The following is an 18379-nucleotide window of genomic DNA, read 5'->3' as shown; positions in this document are numbered from 1 at the left end:
TTCAACATGGTCTAGGTGAGAATGGCAAGCAAAATTTAGCGAAATACGACGTATGGTTTTTTTGTCTTCTGCTACTCTTTAAACAAGTGTGCGTAAATCAATCTTAGGGGCGCGATATGGCTAAAACTAGTACTAAAAGTACATATAAAGTGCTAGTTGTGAGTGATGATAAATTTGATGCCGAAGAAGTCATACGATTAATTAGAATGCCTCTTCTAAAAATTGAACATGCTCTTAATGATCAAAAGGCAATAGAGCAGTTTGATCGCAACCCGTTTGATCTAATCGTATTAAGCCATAGTGATGTGTCAATAGCTCATAGCTTTTATATGAATTTCCTTATGCAAAGCAAAAAAGCATTGGATTATCCTCACCAAGTCATTTTGATGTGCGATGGCAAAGAAATCAGTTCCGCTTATAAACTATGCAAAGAGCAATACCTTGATGATTATGTGGTCTATAAGCCACTTTATGATGTTTACGGTGCAAAATTCTCATTAGAAAAATCCATAGAGCGACTTGATTTAATCAATTATAAAACCCTCATAGAGAATAGAATTAAAAAAATACTGTCTCAAATGGAAGATATAAAATTTCTTATAAAAGAACAGTCAAATAATATAAAGCAAGAAGAGAGTTCGGCAGTCGATAAAAGTGATGAGCTTGAAGTAATTATTAAACAAGGCTTTGAGCATCTTAAAAGTAAAATAAGTGATTCTGATATAGCAAAAGAGCATAAGGATTCATTAAGCCAACAATGTGATGAAATTAAAAAAACGACAGTAGATGAAGGGTTGGAGCAGCATAAAAAAGAAATTGAAAAATTAGGGCAGTCTTGGATGGATGAGATGCTCGGTCAATTCAAAGATGAACCGGAAGAGATAAAAGAAGAAACTGAGGTGAAAGTTTTAATTGTTGAAGATGAACTGGTAAACCAAAAAGTTATGAGTTTAATTCTAACCGAAGAAGGTTTCATCACTAAAGTAGCATCAGATGGTGAAGAAGGATATTTATTAATAAAGAAATGGCAGCCGGATGTGGTTTTGATGGATATCAGGATGCCTAAAATGAACGGACTTAAGGTGGTTAAAAAACTAAAAGAGAGTGGTAACTTAGGAGAGGTAATAATCATAATGCTAACAGCACATAGTGAAAAAGTCGTTGTAAATGAATGCTTGAAGTCCGGTGCCAGTGATTTTATTGTTAAACCGGCTAAAAGAGATGTGTTGCTAGAAAGAATAAATCATTTTCTAGAGTTAAGAGGATGATTATTTTTATACTGGTAGCAATTAATTTGTTGCTTATTTTTTTAGTAAGCATGTTTAGTGAATTTTCTTACTTGATAATTACTGGGGCGGTATTAATAAATAGTCTGATTGGAATGTATTATTATAAATTAAAATCAGATGGGTTTGGTTTTAATGGATTAGAAATTCTAATAAATGAAAACGGAAAGATATTAAAGTTAGGTTCAGATCTTTCAGATATTATTGGAAACAAAACCAAAATCGTAGGTAAGGTTTTGTACGATCAGGATATTATAGAAAAAAGTTCATTATTGAAAATTAAAGACTCAATAAACAATAATAATATTAATGATTTTTTCATATATAATACAAAAACTATAAACGGACGAAATAGTATATCCATAAAATCTTTAATGTTTAAAAATGCGACCTGTTTTGTTATAGAAATATTACACATTAAACCTGAAAATAATCCTTTCTTCTATTTGCATTTTCAAACATCACCACTTGGTATGGTTGGTATAACTCTAAAAGGAAAAATTGCGTATTGGAATGACTCGGCTGAAAGAGTGTATGGCTATCACTCAAGTGAAGCAGTTGGGAAAAGCATCGTAAGCTTATTAAAATTAAATAAGGATATATTTATCGCGGATTGTAAGTCTTGTCTACGCTATGATGGTAGTCGACTTGCAAAGGTTTTAAGTAAAAGAAAAGATGGTCGTGAAGTCATATGTGAATGGAATATGGCTCCAATTTATGATGAAGAAAATAAAGTCAGAGCAATATCAGCAATGATTTCTGACGTAACTGAAAAGGTCTATGAGTATAATTATTTAGAAGACCTTGAAAGAAGATCTACGCTGATAAAAGACACAACTAGCGACATTATTAGTGAAAATAAAATCGAAGAAATAGTACATAATGCATTAGAAAATATGCATAGTTACACTATGTGGTCAGCGTATAGTATTAAGTTCCACGATAGAAATCATCCTACACAATTTAAAACAGTAGATGTTTGGTGTGCTCAGGAAGAAATAAATTTTAGTCAATTTGTTTCTGATGAGTTAAGTAAGCCAGTAATATTGGGCGAGGGTTTTCAAGGTGAGGTTTTGTGTGGAAATGAGCCTATTTGGATAGATGACCTAGCCGGTATAGAAGAGTTTAAAGTATATGGATTTAACTCGGGATATTTTGTCCCGTTATTAATATCGGGTAGACCCTTAGGGTTACTATGTATGTTCAGCGTTGAACATATACGCCATGATGATCGTATAACAGATTTAGTTGAAAAAATATTCGAACAAGTTGCAGTTTTAATAGATAGGCTGGAATCTAATTTTGAGCGTGAAAGATCGATAAAAATAATCGATAGAAAAATGATGCAAAGTAATTTTTTATATTCTTCTCTTAATATTATGTTAGATACCAGTTATGAAGCATCAGATGTATTGACTATTTTAGTCAATATGCTAATGACTGCCATGGATGAGCCGAGTTTTTCATGCGTGAAAATCACTTATTATGATAAAGAATTCATCTCTCATGAGTGGGAAGAGCCAATCGTTCATGAGTCTAGTCCATTGTTAATAGATGGTGAAGAGGTTGGAGAGTTACTTGTAGGATATAGGAAAAATGATATTAATATTAAGGAAATTTCCAGTGATGAAGAGGAAATTGTAAAATCTTTATCAGGGCAGATTTCAGTTTATTTTTCACGTATAAAAACACAGCAAGATTTACGGAAGGCGCTGTTGGATGCAGAGCAGGCAGGACAGGCAAAGGCTGAGTTTTTAGCTGCAATGAGTCATGAAATAAGAACCCCCATGAATGGTGTGGTGGGTATGATTGACCTGTTGCAATATACTGATCTTGATTCAGAACAAAATCAAATGCTATCAACGGTTAAAAATTCAGCGTTCGCCTTATTGCAAATCATTAATGATGTTTTGGACTTTTCAAAAATTGAAGCTGGAAAGCTTGAAATTGATATTCATAAATTTGATTTATATGAGTTGATAGATGATGTCGGCGTAATAGTTTCTTCATCTGCATACAATAAAAAAATTAGACTCTATACAAATATTGATCGTGATGTCTCAAGAATAGTGAATGGTGACTCTGTTCGTGTTAGACAAATCCTATTTAATTTAATTGGCAATGCAATTAAATTCACATCTTCTGATGAAAACAAAGGAGTTGTCTATATTAATGTAGAAAACTGTGATGAGAAGGTTAAGTTTTCAATCATTGATAACGGCATCGGTATGTCAGAAACCGTTGTGGATAAACTATTTTCTCCCTTTACTCAAGCTGAATCAGACACTACAAGAAAGTACGGGGGGACTGGGCTTGGATTGTCTATTTGCAAGCAATTATGTGAGATGATGGATGGTGAAATAAGCGTTGAGAGTAAAAAAGGGCATGGTTCAAAATTTTGTGTATTGTTGCCTTTGACTCAAGATATTGATGATAATAAAGAAATTCCTGATCATTTATTGAATGAAAAAATTGCTTTATGCATTGCAGATGAAACTCAAAAGAAGAATATTAAACTATATATGAGTGAGTTTAATATTACATTTGTAGATTGTATTGATACGGCTGAATCTGTTAATACAGATTATAAGTTGATTATATATGATGAATCTCTCGATAAATCGACTGTTGATTATATCCTTAAAAAGAAAGGCAATGCTCAACTACTTAGATTAAAGTATTTTGAAGATGTAGAAGGTATAAATAGTATTCCGTCAAATCCTTTAAGTAAAATAAACTTATATACGAAATTAGAAGAAATATTTAAAAACCAAGTTTCTGATAGAGTTGTTACATCAAAAATGAAAGTACCTGATAAGTTATCAGGTCATGTATTGATTGCTGAGGATAATATAACCAATCAGGCCGTACTGAAGCGTCAAATGAATTTGATTGGGCTGGATGTTGTTATAGCAGATAATGGGTTAGAGGCATTAAATCGCTATAAAGAAAATGAATATGATTTAGTGTTATCTGATATGCATATGCCAGAGTTAGATGGTGTAGGGTTAACAAAGGCGATTAGAGATATAGAGGCACAAACAAATCGTCGTCGAACGCCTATCATAGCAATCACGGCTAATGCTTTAGAAAATCAGCAGCAAGATTATTTAACCAAAGGGATAGATGAAGTTATCACTAAGCCCATAGAGTTAGAAAAACTACGAGAATGCTTGTCACGTCAGTTAGATGAGTTAAAAGAATTATCTGCATCCCACGGTCAATCAAAGCAAGGTTTACTTGCGCCAGATTTACATGATCAAGAACTTACCAGTAAGAGTGACAGCAATAATACAAGCGTAGATAATACCGACAATGTAGTGAATGACTCGGATAGTGAACAATCTAACATAGAAGCTATTAATGACTCATCAAAAGTTGAGGTGGACATAGATGAACCAGAAGGTAGTGAACTCATTAATTTAAATAGTTTGAGTGAGTTTGTGGGGGACAATAAAACCATTCAGGCTGAAATATTAAAAGAGTTCATTGCACCGACATTGGAGAATCTAGATTGTATTCGAAAATCTGTTGCTGATGGCGACATGAAAGAGGCTTCTGAACTTGGCCATAAATTAAAATCCGCTGCTAGGCTGATTGGTGCTCAAGTACTGGCCGACTATTGTGAGCAGCTGGAACATGCCGGCAAAGAAAATGACGCAGAGTTAGTCACTTCAGTTAGTGAAAAGATCTATAAAAAATCCCAAGATACAATCGCATATATTGAACTGTTTTTAATGGATTCTACCGATTCCCATTAATACTCTATCCCTCAATTGTGATTTGACTACAGTAAAGCGACCCATAAGTATTGATTTATATAATCACCCTAATAGTTAAAAATAATGGGTAAATTTGAGGTAACACTCATATATTGAATATATATCAAGATTTCCTCAGAATTTTGATATAATTCACGGCTATTGCTGCATCAAATGTAATTGTTATAAAAAGCAATTTGGAATATAAGTTTATTCCAAATTGCTTTTGTTTTAAGGAGACATCATGTCTGACCGTCACATCAAATTGTTAATTTTGGGTTCTGGCCCTGCGGGTTACACAGCCGCAGTGTACGCGGCTCGTGCTAACCTTAATCCAGTGGTCATCACAGGTATGCAAATGGGTGGTCAATTAACCACCACCACTGAAGTAGACAATTGGCCAGGGGACGTGGAAGGCCTGCAAGGCCCAGAATTAATGCAGCGCATGCAAGCCCATGCTGAGCGTTTTAATACTGAGATCCTGTTTGATCACATTAACAATGTGGATTTAAGTAAAAAACCCTATACATTAACTGGTGATCAAGGCACTTACACCTGTGATGCGTTGATTATTTGTACAGGTGCATCGGCTCAATATCTTGGCCTAGAAAGCGAAGAAGCGTTTAAAGGCAAAGGTGTATCAGCTTGTGCAACCTGTGACGGTTTCTTTTATAAAAATAAAGAAGTGTGTGTTATTGGTGGTGGTAATACTGCCGTTGAAGAAGCCCTGTATCTGTCGAATATTGCTAGCAAGGTTCACGTAATTCATCGTCGTGATAGCTTCCGCAGTGAGAAAATCCTAGCGGACAAATTGAAAGAAAAAGCCGCCAACGGTAACGTTGAAATCCACTGGTTCAATGAGCTAGACGAAGTATTAGGCGACGACATGGGCGTAACTGGCGTGCGCATTAAAAACAGCCAAACGGGTGAGAAAACTGAACTTGAGCTTGATGGCGTGTTTGTGGCCATTGGTCACACACCAAACACCGAGATATTCCAAGGTCAGTTAGACATGAATGGCGGCTACATCAAGGTACAAAGTGGCCTTGAAGGTAACGCAACACTCACCAGTAAAGAGGGTGTATATGCTGCTGGCGACGTGATGGATCATATCTACCGTCAAGCCATCACCTCCGCAGGCACTGGCTGTATGGCCGCACTCGATGCCGAGCGTTATTTAGATGGTTTAGAAAAGTAATACACGTATAGTGACTAAACATAACGGCCCATTCTTTATTAAGTTTGGGCCGTTTTTTATGTAGATAACTAGTATTTGTGGTGAGAATAAAAATATCGCACATTTCATAAACTCAATGGGCAAGCATTAAACACTTTCAAGTTTAATTAAATGTAATCCATGGCGGGTTTTAATTGGGCCAATTATCTCACCAACATTAGCTTCATTCAGGGCGTCTAAAATTTCAGTGGGTAGGGCTTCTTGAGTTAATTGCCCCCAGTCGCCATCATTTTCGGCGCTTGGACAAGCACTGTGCTCACGGGCTAGCTGTGCAAAGTCAGAACCGTGTTCCAGTAATTCTAATATGGGGTCAACCAGTAAGGGTGTTTTTAATAATATATGCCGAGCTTGCATGGTTTATCCCCCAATATAATTGTTTTCAGTCTAGACTATAAACACTGACCTCAAGTAGGTAGAATGCGTCAGCTAAACCGCCTTATGGGCGGATGTATCGTTTCATGATCATCAGGGGGAGTACATGGCTCGAGGTGGGTTTCGTCGCAACAAGGTTCAAAAGCAACAAGGTAAAGGTGAATTGCAGTCCTTTACTAGCGAAGGTCCTTTCATTGAGTGGGTAGGTAAGCCTGAATATTTTCGCCATCAATTAGTGATTGACGATAAACAGTATCGTTATGAGAGTGACAGTACTGACTTAGGGGTTGAGATTGGGGATATGGTGGTGTTTCGCTTTGTGGATCATGCTGATGGCTTGATTGTTGATCGTCGCTCCTTAGGCAAGTGGATAGATCCAGCTAGCTTTTCATAAGCGTGTTATTTGCCTTATATAAAAAACGCCAGCTAAGCTGGCGTTTTTTGTTTTGGGTTGTGATTAATTAGGCAATGTAATGTTCAACTCTAAGACTGAAAGCTTATCATTGCTGTCTATTTCGACCTGAATTTCCTCATCGGTGATGCTCACATATTTAGCCACCACCGCCATAATGTCTTTTTGCAAAGCGGGAAGGTAATCAGGGGCATTGCGCTGGTTACGCTCATGAGCGACGAGAATCTGTAATCGCTCTTTGGCTACCGATGCGCTTTTAGGTTGTTCATTTTTAAAAAAGCTTAATAGTCCCATGCTACCCCCCAAAAACTCGTGCTAGAAACCCTTTCTTTTGGGCTTCGAGGAACCGATGAGGCACGTCTTTCCCAATAAGGCGTTGTACTGCGTCGTTATAGGCTTGTCCTGCATCACTGGTGCTTTCAAGTATGACGGGAGTGCCTTGGTTAGAGGCTTTGAGTACATCTTGAGATTCAGGGATTACGCCTAATAGTTCAACCGCTAAAATTTCTTCAACGTCGGTAACCCCTAGCATTTCACCGTCGTCAACTCGCTTGGGGTTGTAACGGGTAAGCAATAAATGTTCTTTTACTTGTTCGCCATTTTCTGCTTTACGGCTCTTGCTTTGCAAAATACCAATGATGCGATCGCTGTCGCGTACCGAACTCACTTCTGGGTTGGTGACTATGATGGCTTCGTCAGCGAAATACAGGGCCATTTGAGCCCCTTGTTCGATGCCCGCTGGGCTGTCGCAAATTATGAAATCAAACTCTTGTTTAAGTTCATCAAGGACTCTGCCAACTCCTTCTTTGGTAAGCGCGTCTTTATCACGAGTTTGTGAAGCCGGAAGCACGTATAAATTTTCGGTGCGCTTATCTTTAATTAGGGTTTGTTTTAAGTTGGACTCGCCATTGATGACATTAACAAAGTCATATACAACACGGCGTTCGCAGCCCATGATTAAATCTAGATTACGTAAGCCCACATCAAAATCGATAACAACGGTTTTGTAACCGTTAAGCGCAAGACCTGTACTAATGGCGGCACTGGTGGTGGTTTTCCCCACTCCCCCTTTGCCGGATGTGACTACGATGATTTTTGACATGTGTTCTAGCTCGCTTGGCAGGCATTAAGCCTGCGTTGTCTTGATTATGTACTGAGTATTTATTAAACGCTTTGTATAATCAAGCGTTCATCTTTTAAGAATATATGGCAAGTCTGTTGTCGATGCTCGTTGGCAACATCCTCACTGACTTGGTATTGCCCTGCAATGGCCAATAGCTCACTTTCTAATTTTTGGCAGGTAATGCTGGCAGTTGTATCGCCGTTGATACCGGCTAAAGCACGACCATATAGTGTGCCGTAAATATGTATGCTGCCGCTGGCTAATACTTCGGCCCCTTGGCCTACGTTACCAAATACCACTAAGTCACCTTCAGGGTTGATGACTTGCTGGCCACTGCGTACCGCTTGTTTTACTAATTTTGCAGGTGTGCTTTGTGGGGGCTTCGTTTTATTGGCTTTTGGGCTGTCATTAAATAGAGGCAGGTTTAGGTGCTCAGCTACTTTGTGCTGTTCTTGTTGACAGCGAAGGCCCACTGGGATGAAACCGAGGACTTTTAATTCAGTAATTAATTCTTCGCTCCATTCCAAAGAAATAGGCTGATTAGGCAGCTCGATGACAATAGGGGCATTTTTTAACAACTGCGGGGCTTTTGCTAGGCGCTGCTGTAAATCAGAAACAATGGCGGATGTATCTTGAGTGTCGAGTTGTAAAACCGTAAACGGGTGCAAACTGGCTTTAAGTTGAAATGCCGCAGTGCTTTGTTTCGCCGCGTCCATGTTGAGTTCCTTGCGCGTAGATGGGCCAGTGATGACACTGGCGTTTTACTTTACTGCTTTGTGGCTTAAGCCTCAACGGCTTTTAGGCGAAGAGGCGCGTTTTCGAATTGAATACCGGCCCAGCCGTGGCGCATAAACTGGCGTATGTTTTGGTGGTCATTACCTTCTGGAGTGGCGATGACATCACGATAGTGTTCTCCAAAGCTTGCTAATGCTTGTTCAGGGGTGAAACCGTTTAATCGACCCAGAGCAAAAACCTTTAAGCTACCTTCGTTTTTGCCTTGTGGGTTGTCAACGGTGTATTCGTCTTGGCCGTTTTTAAAGGCGCTCGGGGTTAGCTCGTACCATTTATCAACAAGGGCTAGGGTTTCACTAAACTGGTTCTCACCGCTGGCTAGACGTTCGCGAAATGCGCTCATGTCTTTCTGTAGGGCTTGTTGCTGATTAAACAGGGCCATTTCATGTTCAGCTGTATCTAATTGATATTCGCTTTTCCATTGCTCATAGCTCATGCCGTAAGCCCATTGGCGGGCTGTTTGATCATCAATGCTTTCGCCTGCGTCTTCAGCGGCACTTTTATACCATTTGCTTAGGCAGTTGCGACAGAAGCCTGCAAGAGTCATTAGTTGGATGTTTTGCACATCTTTACGGGTGTCTAGGTGTTTCAAAAAGCGGCGCATAACCGCGGCTTCGATGGCGTTTTTATCCATGGTACTCAACTTAACGATTGGAAAGTTGAGCTATTGTACTTAGCTGTTTTGGTGGGTCAAATTAACGATTACGAAAAGGTACTTGGTGAGTGCAAAGATAGCGCCCCCATTCGATGAGTCCTCGGGGGAAATGGCGACGAAACATAGCTTCGACAATTTGGGCTGTGCGGTAATCGGTTTTCTTTAGGACCAAAAAGATTAAGTCACTACGGCGAGATTCAAACTCAGCCATTTGGCAGGGTATTCTAGCGGCTCGAATTAAATAGGCCACTTGGTAGGCTGTTTCACGCTTCATCAGAAGCAACCAATAACGACTGCGCATGATTTCAACGGTACGCATATCCACATGCTGGATTTCGATATCGGCTTTAACGGTTAAGTCTCGGCCTTTGTCTCGGCAGTGCTGGAGCAATGATGCAAATTTCCTAGGCTCTTCTTCATTGCAGTAATAGTAGCGGCCATCCCATTCTCGGTAGGCGAAAGGGTGGTGCATGGATTTATCGCCAAACACTTCGGCGGTCAGTTGGTCGTAATGCTCAGCGTGGTGCTTGGGTATGTCTTTACATTCGTTTTCGGAGTATTCCAAAATATCGCCATAATCATAGTCAATAATGCTGGATTTTACTGCGGTGATATTTTTCATGGAGAGATAGCGTTTAAAGCGCTTTGTTCTGTAGATTTTTCGTAATAGCTGGCTTAGATCCTTCCATTGAGGCCCTGCTTTCTCAAGGGAGTCAGCGGCGGCATTATTGGTATCAGCCACAGATAGCCAGCGATGGGCTAGAAAGCTTTTAGGGTTGATGTCACCCAGCATTTCCATGGGCATTTCAGAAACATAGCGTACACAATACCAAACAGGGAACATCTTCTGTAGCAACAGATTGGCCCATGTTTCGATATCCACAGGGCCTATTTTTGACTTTTTCGATCCGGCTGGGCCGGGCAATTTGGCATTACTCATAGGTGTGATACATCTTCCATTCTACTTCAAGTGCCGCAGGCAGCCGATTCCTTTAGGGTAATATCGGCTAATTACTCGACAACTTTAATGAACTCTGCTTTAAAACTAAGTAACCCATTCATAAAGTATAGGGGAAAAATATGGCTTCTCCTCAGGATGAACCCAAACCTAAGTACATGTGTTTGAAAGGAAAAACGCAGTTTGAAATGGCTCAGGCTATTGATGAGGCGCTGGCCCAAGCAGAGCGGAACTGTGATCAAAATGTGGAGCAGGTTGCTTATCAGCTATGGTATGAGCAATTTGAGCAAAAACTACAGGAAGTGTTGAATATTTCTCATGAATCCATGCCGACAGGTGATGTCAATTCAGCTCAGGATTTCCGATGTTTTTGCTTAAAGCTACTGAAAATGGTTGATGCTATTAATGTAGTTAAAGTGACAACGGATTCAGAGGTTGTTGCCATTTTAAAGCATAGTCAGGTGGATGCGTTGGATATGCTTAAGGCTCGTAACTTGTGGCGTTTTGATTTGCAACGATCCATGCAAGAAATTCAAGGAATAGCGCTTCATGAGTGGCGACCCCAGCGAACCTTCTAAGTTTGGATACAAACCTAGATTTCGTATTCAGCAGGCCATTCTGATTTTACGCGAAGGAAAGTCCCACCCTGCGTGGCGTGAAGCAGCTTGGCACTTGATGGAGCACGCCGGTAAAGATACTCAATTACTACTTGAAGCTCAGCGAGAGTTATTGCTGGCGGCTCAACCTAAGCCTTCTTTTTTGCAGCAGTATGGCGCTTTTTTAGTTCTGAGTATTCTAGGTATAAGCTGTTTAAGTTTTGCATTTTGGGTATATATTAATAAGTTATATTGCGGTTAATATACTTTCTTGGCGTATTTTGCGGCATAATGCACGGATGAAATCTGACATTTAAATATGGCTAAGTTGAGTTGGGATGCTCGTCATTTGTTCAGTATATATGTGACTTAGCTGGGCAAATGAGATATCTGCGTATCGATTGCAAATGAGCATGCTATAACACGGTTGCATACTTGACCAATTGGTAAGTAGACGAAACCCATGCTAGCGGGATAGACTGGCCAGATGTCATTGGGTTTTAGCCCAAAACTCCTCATAACATTAACTATAAAAACAGAGGCAACATGGCAACAGTACTGATTGTGGACGATTCCGCTACTATGATGGAAGGTCATAAACGACTTCTAGAGAAACAAGGGCACACCGTACACTGGGCAGAAGATGGCCTACAAGGTGTGGAAAAAGCCACAGAATTGCTTCCTGATATCATCTTAATGGATGTGGTGATGCCGAATATGAATGGCTTTCAGGCTACTCGTAAAATCACTAAAAGCGAAAGCACTAAGCATATTCCGGTTGTAATCGTGACATCAAAAGATCAAGAAACCGATATCATGTGGGGTAAGCGTCAAGGTGCGAGCGATTACCTAATTAAGCCTGCGGATGATGATCACTTAAAGGCGACCATTGATCGATTATTAGCCACTGCATAACTTTTCATATTTAAGTATCTTTCCCGCAGTGATGTAGAGTGGATTACTCCACTCTACATTCTCAGAACTTGCCAAATTAAAAGTAAGTTTAAAAATTATAAATAATAATGCTGTTGTAGCTTAAATCGGTTTCGCTGTTGCCGTTTGGCGCGTGGTTATCATGGGTTAGATCCCACTTTAAACGCAAGCTGATGGTTGAGGTTACGCTGATAGTGACAGCATTTTGCCAAAGGCCTTTGGTATCATTCAATGCAGCCACATCTGGTTGGTAGTAAAGCGTACTGGTGTAGGTGGTGTTTTCGGTTACGTTGTTGCGGTACGTCCAATAAATATTTAAGCGTATATTCTCTTCGTTGTCTTCGGTAATGGTGCGAGCGTATTCCTCATTTTCATAGAATAACCCTAAGCCAAAGTGGTTGGCTGTTTTTAGTGTAAGGTCTGAGTTTAAGGTGTATCGAGCACCGGCACCAATCAATGAACGGCTGCGTAAATCAGTGAATAGATCTTCTTCATATTGGGTGTATATCTCGTGTCCCCAGTGATCTGTATGCTTGGTAAGGTGTCGAAGGTGGATTAAGGTTTCGTCAGAATAGACTTCCCCTTCTTCTTCAGAGTATTCGCGATTAAATAGCACAATCCATTCGTCTTTAATGTATGAGCGTATAAGCGTCATAGAAGAGCCAAGGGTAAATCCATCGCTTTCGCCCAGTTCCCCATCAAGGGTAAAGCTGATGTTGCCAGAAGTGCCAGGCTCACTACTTTTTAAGCGTTGGCTTTCAATGTTGGTGATGGCATAGGCACTGTTAGTGAGTAACAGCAGGGCAAGTATTCTAAGTAGCATCATAAATTATATTCATAAAACTTAAGCTGTAAGTTTAACATAGTTTATGCGGCGTGCATGGATTGCTCACGAGCACTGGCTAGATTGCGAATGATGTTGAGCATGTGCTGACTTTCTTTGTAATCATCTAAGACCGCGGGTTTGTCCTTTAGGGTGCTCAAGTGGGTTTCCAGTGCCGCCTCCACGTTCATGGGGCCGGTTTGTTGGTGTTGATAGGCCAGTTGAGTTAATAAGCCTTGTGCCCGTACTTGATGAGGTTGGATCAATAATGCGTCTTTTAGGCTTTGTTGTAATGGCATTAAGTCCTGCACGGGCAATTCTTTTACATCAAACTGCTGAGATAGATAGTCAATTCGTTCACTCATGGAAGACAGGGCCATATCCACGGCGGGTGTTTTAATCGGCTTGTTTGAAACGGCGCTGGCTTTTTCAGTGTGCGCCATTTGTTCAAATTGCTGCATCATGCGCTTTGGAAAACCAAGAATATCCATCATGTTTGCTGACCAAAAAAGAATAATATGAGTATGACTAATCAAGAACTAAGCCAACTATGCAAGTAGTTGAATTTGCAGGTTTAAAATGGAGTTAGTACTCTAAAAAAGGCAAGCACTTGCCCTTTTTTGCAATTGATTTTGCCGTTGTAATCAGTAATCTAGTACGCGCTCACCAAAACTAAAAAATAAAAATAATAACAATATATATAACGCTACATTAGGAATCCGTATATGACCGCACTAGAAAAGGTTTCATATAATCAAGCTGCGCCTATTCAATATAGAGGGCGTAAAACATCCCGTGCCAGAAGCGAACAACGCCGTCGTGCTATTTTAGAAGCATCTTTGCGAATCGTGGTAAACGAAGGGGTACGTGCTATTCGTCACCGCAGTGTGGCCAAAGAAGCGAATGTCCCGCTGGCTGCAACTACATACTATTTTAAAGATATTCAAGAGCTGATCAGTGATACCTTCATGCTGTACGCTGAAAAAGCCCAGTCCATTGTTAGTGTATTTACTCGTAAAATGTATGAGCCTCTTGAAAATGCCGATGGTAAAAAGCTGGCGGAATTAACCACTGGGCCAAAACTGATTGAAGTAATGGTGGATCAACTTTTAGCCTATGTGTTAGAAAAAACCACTCACTCTCGTGAAATGGCGGTTGCTGATCAAGCTTTCCGCTATGAGGCTTTGCTAAATCCAAACCTGCGTGGCTTAGCTAATCAACACGCTCAAGCCATGGAGCAAAAGCTGATTGATTTTTTGAATCTTGTACACAGCTCACATCCTAAAGAAGATGCTAAAATTTTAATCAGCACATTAAGCCGTGTGGAATATGAAATTTTATTGATGACGGAAGATCAGCTGAGCTATAAAGCACAGCGTGATTTATTAGAACGTCAGGTGTCTTTAATCTTGAAAATTGAAGTACCCGAAAAAGACTAAATTTGTGAGCTCCACAAAAAAGGAGGCCCTAAGGCCTCCTTTTTTTGTATCTATTATTTTTATTAGTGCGATATCTTGTGTACTAGGCTGGGTTATGCAGTTTTTTGTAAGTAATAACCCAGTTCGTTTAAGGTTTTTTCAACCACTGTTAGTTCAAAATGGCTAAATGCTCGTGAGTCGCCACATGCTTTACAAGAAAGTGTTGGTAGCTTGCGCAATTGCGTCATTGTATAAGTTTGTTCATGATCACATTGATCACAACAAATAGGCATTGGGGTATTTGCTGGTAGTATTGTGGCCAAGCTTGCACTTTTACTGTGGGTGACTTGGCTGGGGGATGCTTGTATCAGCGCCATTGTTCGCTCCTAATAAATGAGATACGGGCGCCATTTTAGTTATAAAAGTTTGTATTTCTAGTACCAAAGTATCGAAAATAAATGAATTGATGTTTTAAAGTGTGCTGTGGGTTTATTTTTTCAGGGTAAGCATTTGAAAAATAACAACTTTTATGGGCTTGGCTTGAAACCGCCAATTTGAAAGCAAATTGTTTAAATAAGAATAAAGACTGAGGGTGGTATGAGTCATTTTTTACAAAATGTGGAGCGTGTCGCAAATCGTCTTCCACATCCTATGGCGTTATTTGTGTATTTGTGCGTGATTGTCTTTGGTGTGAGTGCACTGGGGCAGTTACAGAATTGGCAAGCACAGCACCCAACCACAGGAGATTGGTTAACGGTAAAAAGTCTAGCCAGTGAGCAAGGGCTGATTTTTATATTTAGCTCTATGGTGAAAAACTTTATGGGGTTTGCACCGGTGGGCCCTGTGGTAATTATGGCACTGGCGTTTTCATTGGCTGAGCGCAGTGGCTTGCTTCCAGCTCTTATTGCAAAGTTAACTCTAAATACCCCTGCCAGTTTGCTTGCGATTGCAGTGGCATTTTTAGGTGTCATGTCCAGTATTGCAGTGGATTCTGGCTATGTGGTGCTGCTGCCATTATGTGCGGCTGTATTTTTAGCCGCGGGTCGCCACCCATTAGCGGGTTTAGCCTTGGGGTTTGCCTGTGTTTCTGGTGGATTTAGTGCCAATTTATTGGTCGGCCCTGTGGACGCAATGTTATCTGGTATTAGCAGCGAGGCGTTATCTTTGGTGACAGAGCAGCCTGTTAGTATTTTGGCCAATTATTATTTTATGGTGGTCAGTGTGTTTTTGGTGGTGCTGGTGTGTGTATCAGTAAACCGATTTTGGGTTGAACCGTATTTACTAAAAACCTCACCTATCTCGCAGTTGTCTTTTGTGAGTGCAGACACTCAAACAGCAAGCCATTTTGGAAAATGGTTTTATGGCACCTTGATTTGTATTGTGGCCGCTTGGTTGGTGTTAACTTTACCCAGTGATGCAATTTTAAGAAATGAGCAAGGAGGATTGCTAAAAGGTCCGTTTATGGCCTCGTTGGTGGTGATGATTGCCTTAAGCGTAGCGGTATTAGCCACGGTTTATGGCTTAGAGAATCGGCGCTTTGCCAATTGGCAAACATGGGTTGAAACCTTAGAGCAGGGCATTAAAGACATAGCCCCATATTTGGTGCTGATGTTTGTAGTAGCCCAGTTTATTGCATGGTTTAAGTGGAGTGAGTTAGGCATTGTGCTGGCGATTCATCTTGCAGGGGTACTGCAAGATTTTGCAATTTCAGGCACGTTTGCGTTAGTGGCGTTAATGGTCTTTAGTGCGGTTTTAAATTTATTTATTGGTAGTGCGTCTGCTAAGTGGGGCTTGCTGGCACCGGTTGTGATTCCGGCTTTTTATATATTAGGGGTAGAAGCGCCAGCGGTGCAAGGGGCTTATCGTGTGGCGGATAGTAGTACTAATATCATTACTCCGTTAATGCCGTATTTCCCATTGGTACTGGCTTACGGCCTAAAATATGAGAAGCACTTATCTGTTGGACGATTGCTGACCATTATGTTGCCGTATGCAGTGGCACTTTTTTTGATCTGGGGCAGCTTATTGGTTTTATGGTACGGATTTGACTGGCCTTTAGGGCCGAGTGACTCGAAATAAATTCAAAATTGGTTATAATGCGCCCAATCTTAAAGTGAGCCCACATATGACTTTTGATCAGTTTGAAGATGCCGCGTTTTATATTGGCTTGGCCGCACTAATCGGCTTTATGATGTTCATTATTTACGATCTTGCTAAGCGCTCAAATGCCGGTAAATTTGGTATGGCTGTTTTGTTCTTTGCTTTGGGGCTGGGGATGCTTGGTTTTATCATTAAAGGGGTATTAAAACTCACGATGGGCATATAGCCTGTTATTTCTCATGCCAGTGCTCACTGGCATGTTTCTTTGTGTTTAAGTCTTTATTTCCCGTGCTTGTTAGTTTAGTTGATCTATATTGTTACAGTGGCAGTATATGAATATCCCCTTTGACTAGGAGTCGATCTATGCAGCAAGAACTTAAAAACAAGCTGACTCAGCTTAAGCAAGCTGTTTCGGATATTCGCGAGTTAGACGATGAAAGCCGTGAACTGCTTGCCCAGCTTGATGGAGACATTAAGGCGGCTTTGGATACAGGTGAGCCGGATGAGAGCTTATCTGGGCGCATTGAGCAGCAGGCCATTGAGTTTGACTCACAATACCCTAGTGCTTCGGCTGTATTGAGGGATATTATGGATGCACTTGGGAAAATGGGTATTTAACCTTAACAGGGAGTGATCACATGAAACGCATGCCAAGGGTTAAGGAAGTGATGACGGCTTTTCCGTTTTCCATTGCCGAAAGCGCCACCATGGCACAAGCAAAAGCCATGATGAAAGAACACAGAGTCGGTCATCTACCGGTGAAATTCGCAGACGGAACGTTAGGTGTACTATCTAAGAGTGAACTGCAACGTACTGAGTTGCCGGGGCACACCCATACGGATTTTGATGAGCTTAATGTGGCGGATTTATGTCCTAGCGAATGTTATATCGTTGATCTTCAGACTTCATTAATTGAAGTATTGGATTATATGAGTGAAACCCACTCAGATTGTGTACTGGTAACCCGCCATGATAAATTGGCGGGCGTATTTACCGCTTCCGATGCTTGTCATGCCTATAGTGAAGCATTAAAAGATGAGTTTTTCCCCGGAGGCGGTGACAGCGTCGCTTGATCTAACTCTTTGCCATTGTTAGTGTGTTTGCTTTCTGACAATGAGTGAACCCACCATGGCTATCACCCTTTTCATTTTGCTGTTCAGCATTGGCTTATTGGCCTTATTAACCGTCTTGTTGCATACAAAAAAAATCACCTCAGTGGTTTTCGCTGCTTTAGTTGCATTGCTAACGATATTTGATTACGCCTTATTAAGTTTAGATAAGATTTATTACCTGCACTTAGATCAAGATAAGCAGCTGCAATCACAAATGAAAAAACAAAAAGACGTGATAGGGCAATTAACTCAGGTTCAGTTGGACATGACGTTACAATTACTGAGCCAGTCCAGTAGCCAAGATAACGAGACCAGTATTACTAAAAAGCTTCAGTGGCGTGATTTACTTTTAGCTCAGTTACGTTTGGCGGAGTTCCAGCAAGTTAAAATTGATAAAGTGAAACAACAAATTGACTTGTCTGTGCATGTTTATCTAATGGAGCAATTAAATAAACAATTAATACAAAGTTTAGGGCATCGAATTTATTCAGATTTTGTGCGTTCTCGTCCAAGAGATGAATGGACGGATGAGTTATTTATTAAAGACTTAAACGAATATTTAAACAAAGAAACATTGATGAAACCTGAGATCGAATTTGCCATTAAACGTATTGTGCAATTTGATCAAACAGGGGAGTTATTAAATCGTTAGGCATCGGCCAGTTAGTTTTTGGTAGGCAAAAAAAAGCGTAGATTCATTCAGTTAAATCAAATTAATCCGTGCAAGATTAATTGGCCCCGATATAAACTGAGTCTAATGACACGAATCTACGCTATGCGAGTATGATTACCTCGCCTAAT

At 40.3% G+C, this 18379-nt stretch carries 22 protein-coding genes; 13 read left to right on the top strand and 9 right to left on the bottom strand.

Annotation, left to right across the window (positions count from 1 at the left end; all coding sequences use genetic code 11):
- Window positions 1-116 precede the first annotated feature (116 nt).
- The 3 genes from ABWV45_RS12575 to trxB all read left to right on the top strand — a co-directional run bounded on the left by ABWV45_RS12575 (window position 117) and on the right by trxB (window position 6245).
- The gene (locus ABWV45_RS12575; protein WP_353352059.1) at window positions 117-1268 is read left to right on the top strand and encodes a response regulator; all 1152 of its coding nucleotides are present in this window, start codon (window positions 117-119) and stop codon (window positions 1266-1268) included.
- Complete coding sequence (locus ABWV45_RS12570) at window positions 1265-5047, top strand: ATP-binding protein (RefSeq protein ID WP_353352058.1); 3783 nt, start codon at window positions 1265-1267, stop codon at window positions 5045-5047. The genes ABWV45_RS12575 and ABWV45_RS12570 overlap by 4 nt, the downstream gene beginning before the upstream one ends.
- A 244-nt stretch (window positions 5048-5291) precedes the next feature.
- Complete coding sequence (gene trxB, locus ABWV45_RS12565) at window positions 5292-6245, top strand: thioredoxin-disulfide reductase (protein ID WP_353352057.1); 954 nt, start codon at window positions 5292-5294, stop codon at window positions 6243-6245.
- 126 nt (window positions 6246-6371) lie between these two features.
- On the opposite strand, the gene ABWV45_RS12560 is transcribed toward trxB, so the two are convergent.
- Window positions 6372-6638: a peptidylprolyl isomerase gene (locus ABWV45_RS12560; protein WP_353352056.1), complete on the bottom strand. Its 267-nt coding sequence runs from the start codon at window positions 6636-6638 to the stop codon at window positions 6372-6374.
- Between the two features lie 124 nt (window positions 6639-6762).
- On the opposite strand from ABWV45_RS12560, the gene ABWV45_RS12555 reads away from it, so the two are divergent.
- On the top strand, window positions 6763-7050 hold the full coding sequence (locus tag ABWV45_RS12555; protein WP_353352055.1) for a hypothetical protein: 288 nt from the start codon (window positions 6763-6765) through the stop codon (window positions 7048-7050).
- A gap of 63 nt (window positions 7051-7113) precedes the next feature.
- Here the strand turns inward: ABWV45_RS12555 and minE are convergent, their stop codons facing one another.
- The 5 genes from minE to ABWV45_RS12530 all read right to left on the bottom strand — a co-directional run bounded on the left by minE (window position 7114) and on the right by ABWV45_RS12530 (window position 10578).
- Entirely contained in the window at window positions 7114-7362 is a 249-nt protein-coding gene (gene minE, locus ABWV45_RS12550) for a cell division topological specificity factor MinE (RefSeq protein ID WP_353352054.1), read from the bottom strand.
- 1 nt (window position 7363) lies between these two features.
- Window positions 7364-8170, bottom strand: coding sequence for a septum site-determining protein MinD (gene minD, locus ABWV45_RS12545; RefSeq protein WP_353352053.1), 807 nt, complete (start codon window positions 8168-8170; stop codon window positions 7364-7366).
- Between the two features lie 62 nt (window positions 8171-8232).
- Window positions 8233-8907 carry a septum site-determining protein MinC gene (gene minC, locus ABWV45_RS12540; protein WP_353352052.1) on the bottom strand — a complete coding sequence of 225 codons (675 nt, stop codon included), beginning with the start codon at window positions 8905-8907 and terminating at the stop codon, window positions 8233-8235.
- A gap of 65 nt (window positions 8908-8972) precedes the next feature.
- Window positions 8973-9617, bottom strand: coding sequence for a HopJ type III effector protein (locus tag ABWV45_RS12535; RefSeq protein ID WP_353352051.1), 645 nt, complete (start codon window positions 9615-9617; stop codon window positions 8973-8975).
- A gap of 61 nt (window positions 9618-9678) precedes the next feature.
- The gene (locus ABWV45_RS12530) at window positions 9679-10578 is read right to left on the bottom strand and encodes a DUF6685 family protein (protein ID WP_353352050.1); all 900 of its coding nucleotides are present in this window, start codon (window positions 10576-10578) and stop codon (window positions 9679-9681) included.
- 140 nt (window positions 10579-10718) lie between these two features.
- Here ABWV45_RS12530 and ABWV45_RS12525 point away from each other — a divergent pair, with 140 nt between their 5' ends.
- From ABWV45_RS12525 to ABWV45_RS12515, 3 genes are all read left to right on the top strand, one after another.
- Window positions 10719-11174 carry a hypothetical protein gene (locus ABWV45_RS12525; RefSeq protein ID WP_353352049.1) on the top strand — a complete coding sequence of 152 codons (456 nt, stop codon included), beginning with the start codon at window positions 10719-10721 and terminating at the stop codon, window positions 11172-11174.
- A complete protein-coding gene (locus ABWV45_RS12520; RefSeq protein ID WP_353352048.1) occupies window positions 11146-11454 on the top strand; it encodes a hypothetical protein in 309 nt (102 codons plus the stop codon). Before ABWV45_RS12525 ends, ABWV45_RS12520 begins: the two co-directional genes overlap by 29 nt.
- Before the next feature lie 284 nt (window positions 11455-11738).
- Window positions 11739-12107: a response regulator gene (locus ABWV45_RS12515; RefSeq protein WP_353352047.1), complete on the top strand. Its 369-nt coding sequence runs from the start codon at window positions 11739-11741 to the stop codon at window positions 12105-12107.
- An 88-nt stretch (window positions 12108-12195) separates the two neighbouring features.
- Here the strand turns inward: ABWV45_RS12515 and ABWV45_RS12510 are convergent, their stop codons facing one another.
- Window positions 12196-12951 (bottom strand): DUF481 domain-containing protein, encoded by a 756-nt coding sequence (locus ABWV45_RS12510; protein WP_353352046.1) that lies wholly within the window; start codon window positions 12949-12951, stop codon window positions 12196-12198.
- A gap of 41 nt (window positions 12952-12992) precedes the next feature.
- Window positions 12993-13442 carry a hypothetical protein gene (locus ABWV45_RS12505; RefSeq protein WP_353352045.1) on the bottom strand — a complete coding sequence of 150 codons (450 nt, stop codon included), beginning with the start codon at window positions 13440-13442 and terminating at the stop codon, window positions 12993-12995.
- A 231-nt stretch (window positions 13443-13673) separates the two neighbouring features.
- On the opposite strand from ABWV45_RS12505, the gene ABWV45_RS12500 reads away from it, so the two are divergent.
- Window positions 13674-14387: a TetR/AcrR family transcriptional regulator gene (locus ABWV45_RS12500; protein WP_353352044.1), complete on the top strand. Its 714-nt coding sequence runs from the start codon at window positions 13674-13676 to the stop codon at window positions 14385-14387.
- A 92-nt stretch (window positions 14388-14479) separates the two neighbouring features.
- Here the strand turns inward: ABWV45_RS12500 and ABWV45_RS12495 are convergent, their stop codons facing one another.
- Window positions 14480-14743 (bottom strand): hypothetical protein, encoded by a 264-nt coding sequence (locus ABWV45_RS12495; RefSeq protein ID WP_353352043.1) that lies wholly within the window; start codon window positions 14741-14743, stop codon window positions 14480-14482.
- Window positions 14744-14963: 220 nt separating this feature from the next.
- Here ABWV45_RS12495 and ABWV45_RS12490 point away from each other — a divergent pair, with 220 nt between their 5' ends.
- The 5 genes from ABWV45_RS12490 to ABWV45_RS12470 all read left to right on the top strand — a co-directional run bounded on the left by ABWV45_RS12490 (window position 14964) and on the right by ABWV45_RS12470 (window position 18230).
- On the top strand, window positions 14964-16445 hold the full coding sequence (locus ABWV45_RS12490; protein WP_353352042.1) for an AbgT family transporter: 1482 nt from the start codon (window positions 14964-14966) through the stop codon (window positions 16443-16445).
- Window positions 16446-16491: 46 nt separating this feature from the next.
- A complete protein-coding gene (locus tag ABWV45_RS12485; RefSeq protein ID WP_353352041.1) occupies window positions 16492-16692 on the top strand; it encodes a DUF2788 domain-containing protein in 201 nt (66 codons plus the stop codon).
- Window positions 16693-16829: 137 nt separating this feature from the next.
- Window positions 16830-17084 (top strand): DUF4404 family protein, encoded by a 255-nt coding sequence (locus ABWV45_RS12480; RefSeq protein WP_353352040.1) that lies wholly within the window; start codon window positions 16830-16832, stop codon window positions 17082-17084.
- A gap of 20 nt (window positions 17085-17104) precedes the next feature.
- Window positions 17105-17539 (top strand): CBS domain-containing protein, encoded by a 435-nt coding sequence (locus ABWV45_RS12475; RefSeq protein ID WP_353352039.1) that lies wholly within the window; start codon window positions 17105-17107, stop codon window positions 17537-17539.
- A 55-nt stretch (window positions 17540-17594) separates the two neighbouring features.
- Window positions 17595-18230, top strand: a complete 636-nt coding sequence (locus ABWV45_RS12470; RefSeq protein WP_353352038.1) for a hypothetical protein — start codon at window positions 17595-17597, stop codon at window positions 18228-18230.
- The last annotated feature ends 149 nt before the right edge of the window (window positions 18231-18379 follow it).

It is taken from the genome of Oceaniserpentilla sp. 4NH20-0058, assembly GCF_040371755.1.
GTDB lineage: Bacteria > Pseudomonadota > Gammaproteobacteria > Pseudomonadales > Oceanobacteraceae > Bermanella.
The sequence above is the reverse complement of the archived record's forward strand: the minus strand, read 5'-3'. Positions and strand labels throughout refer to the sequence as shown.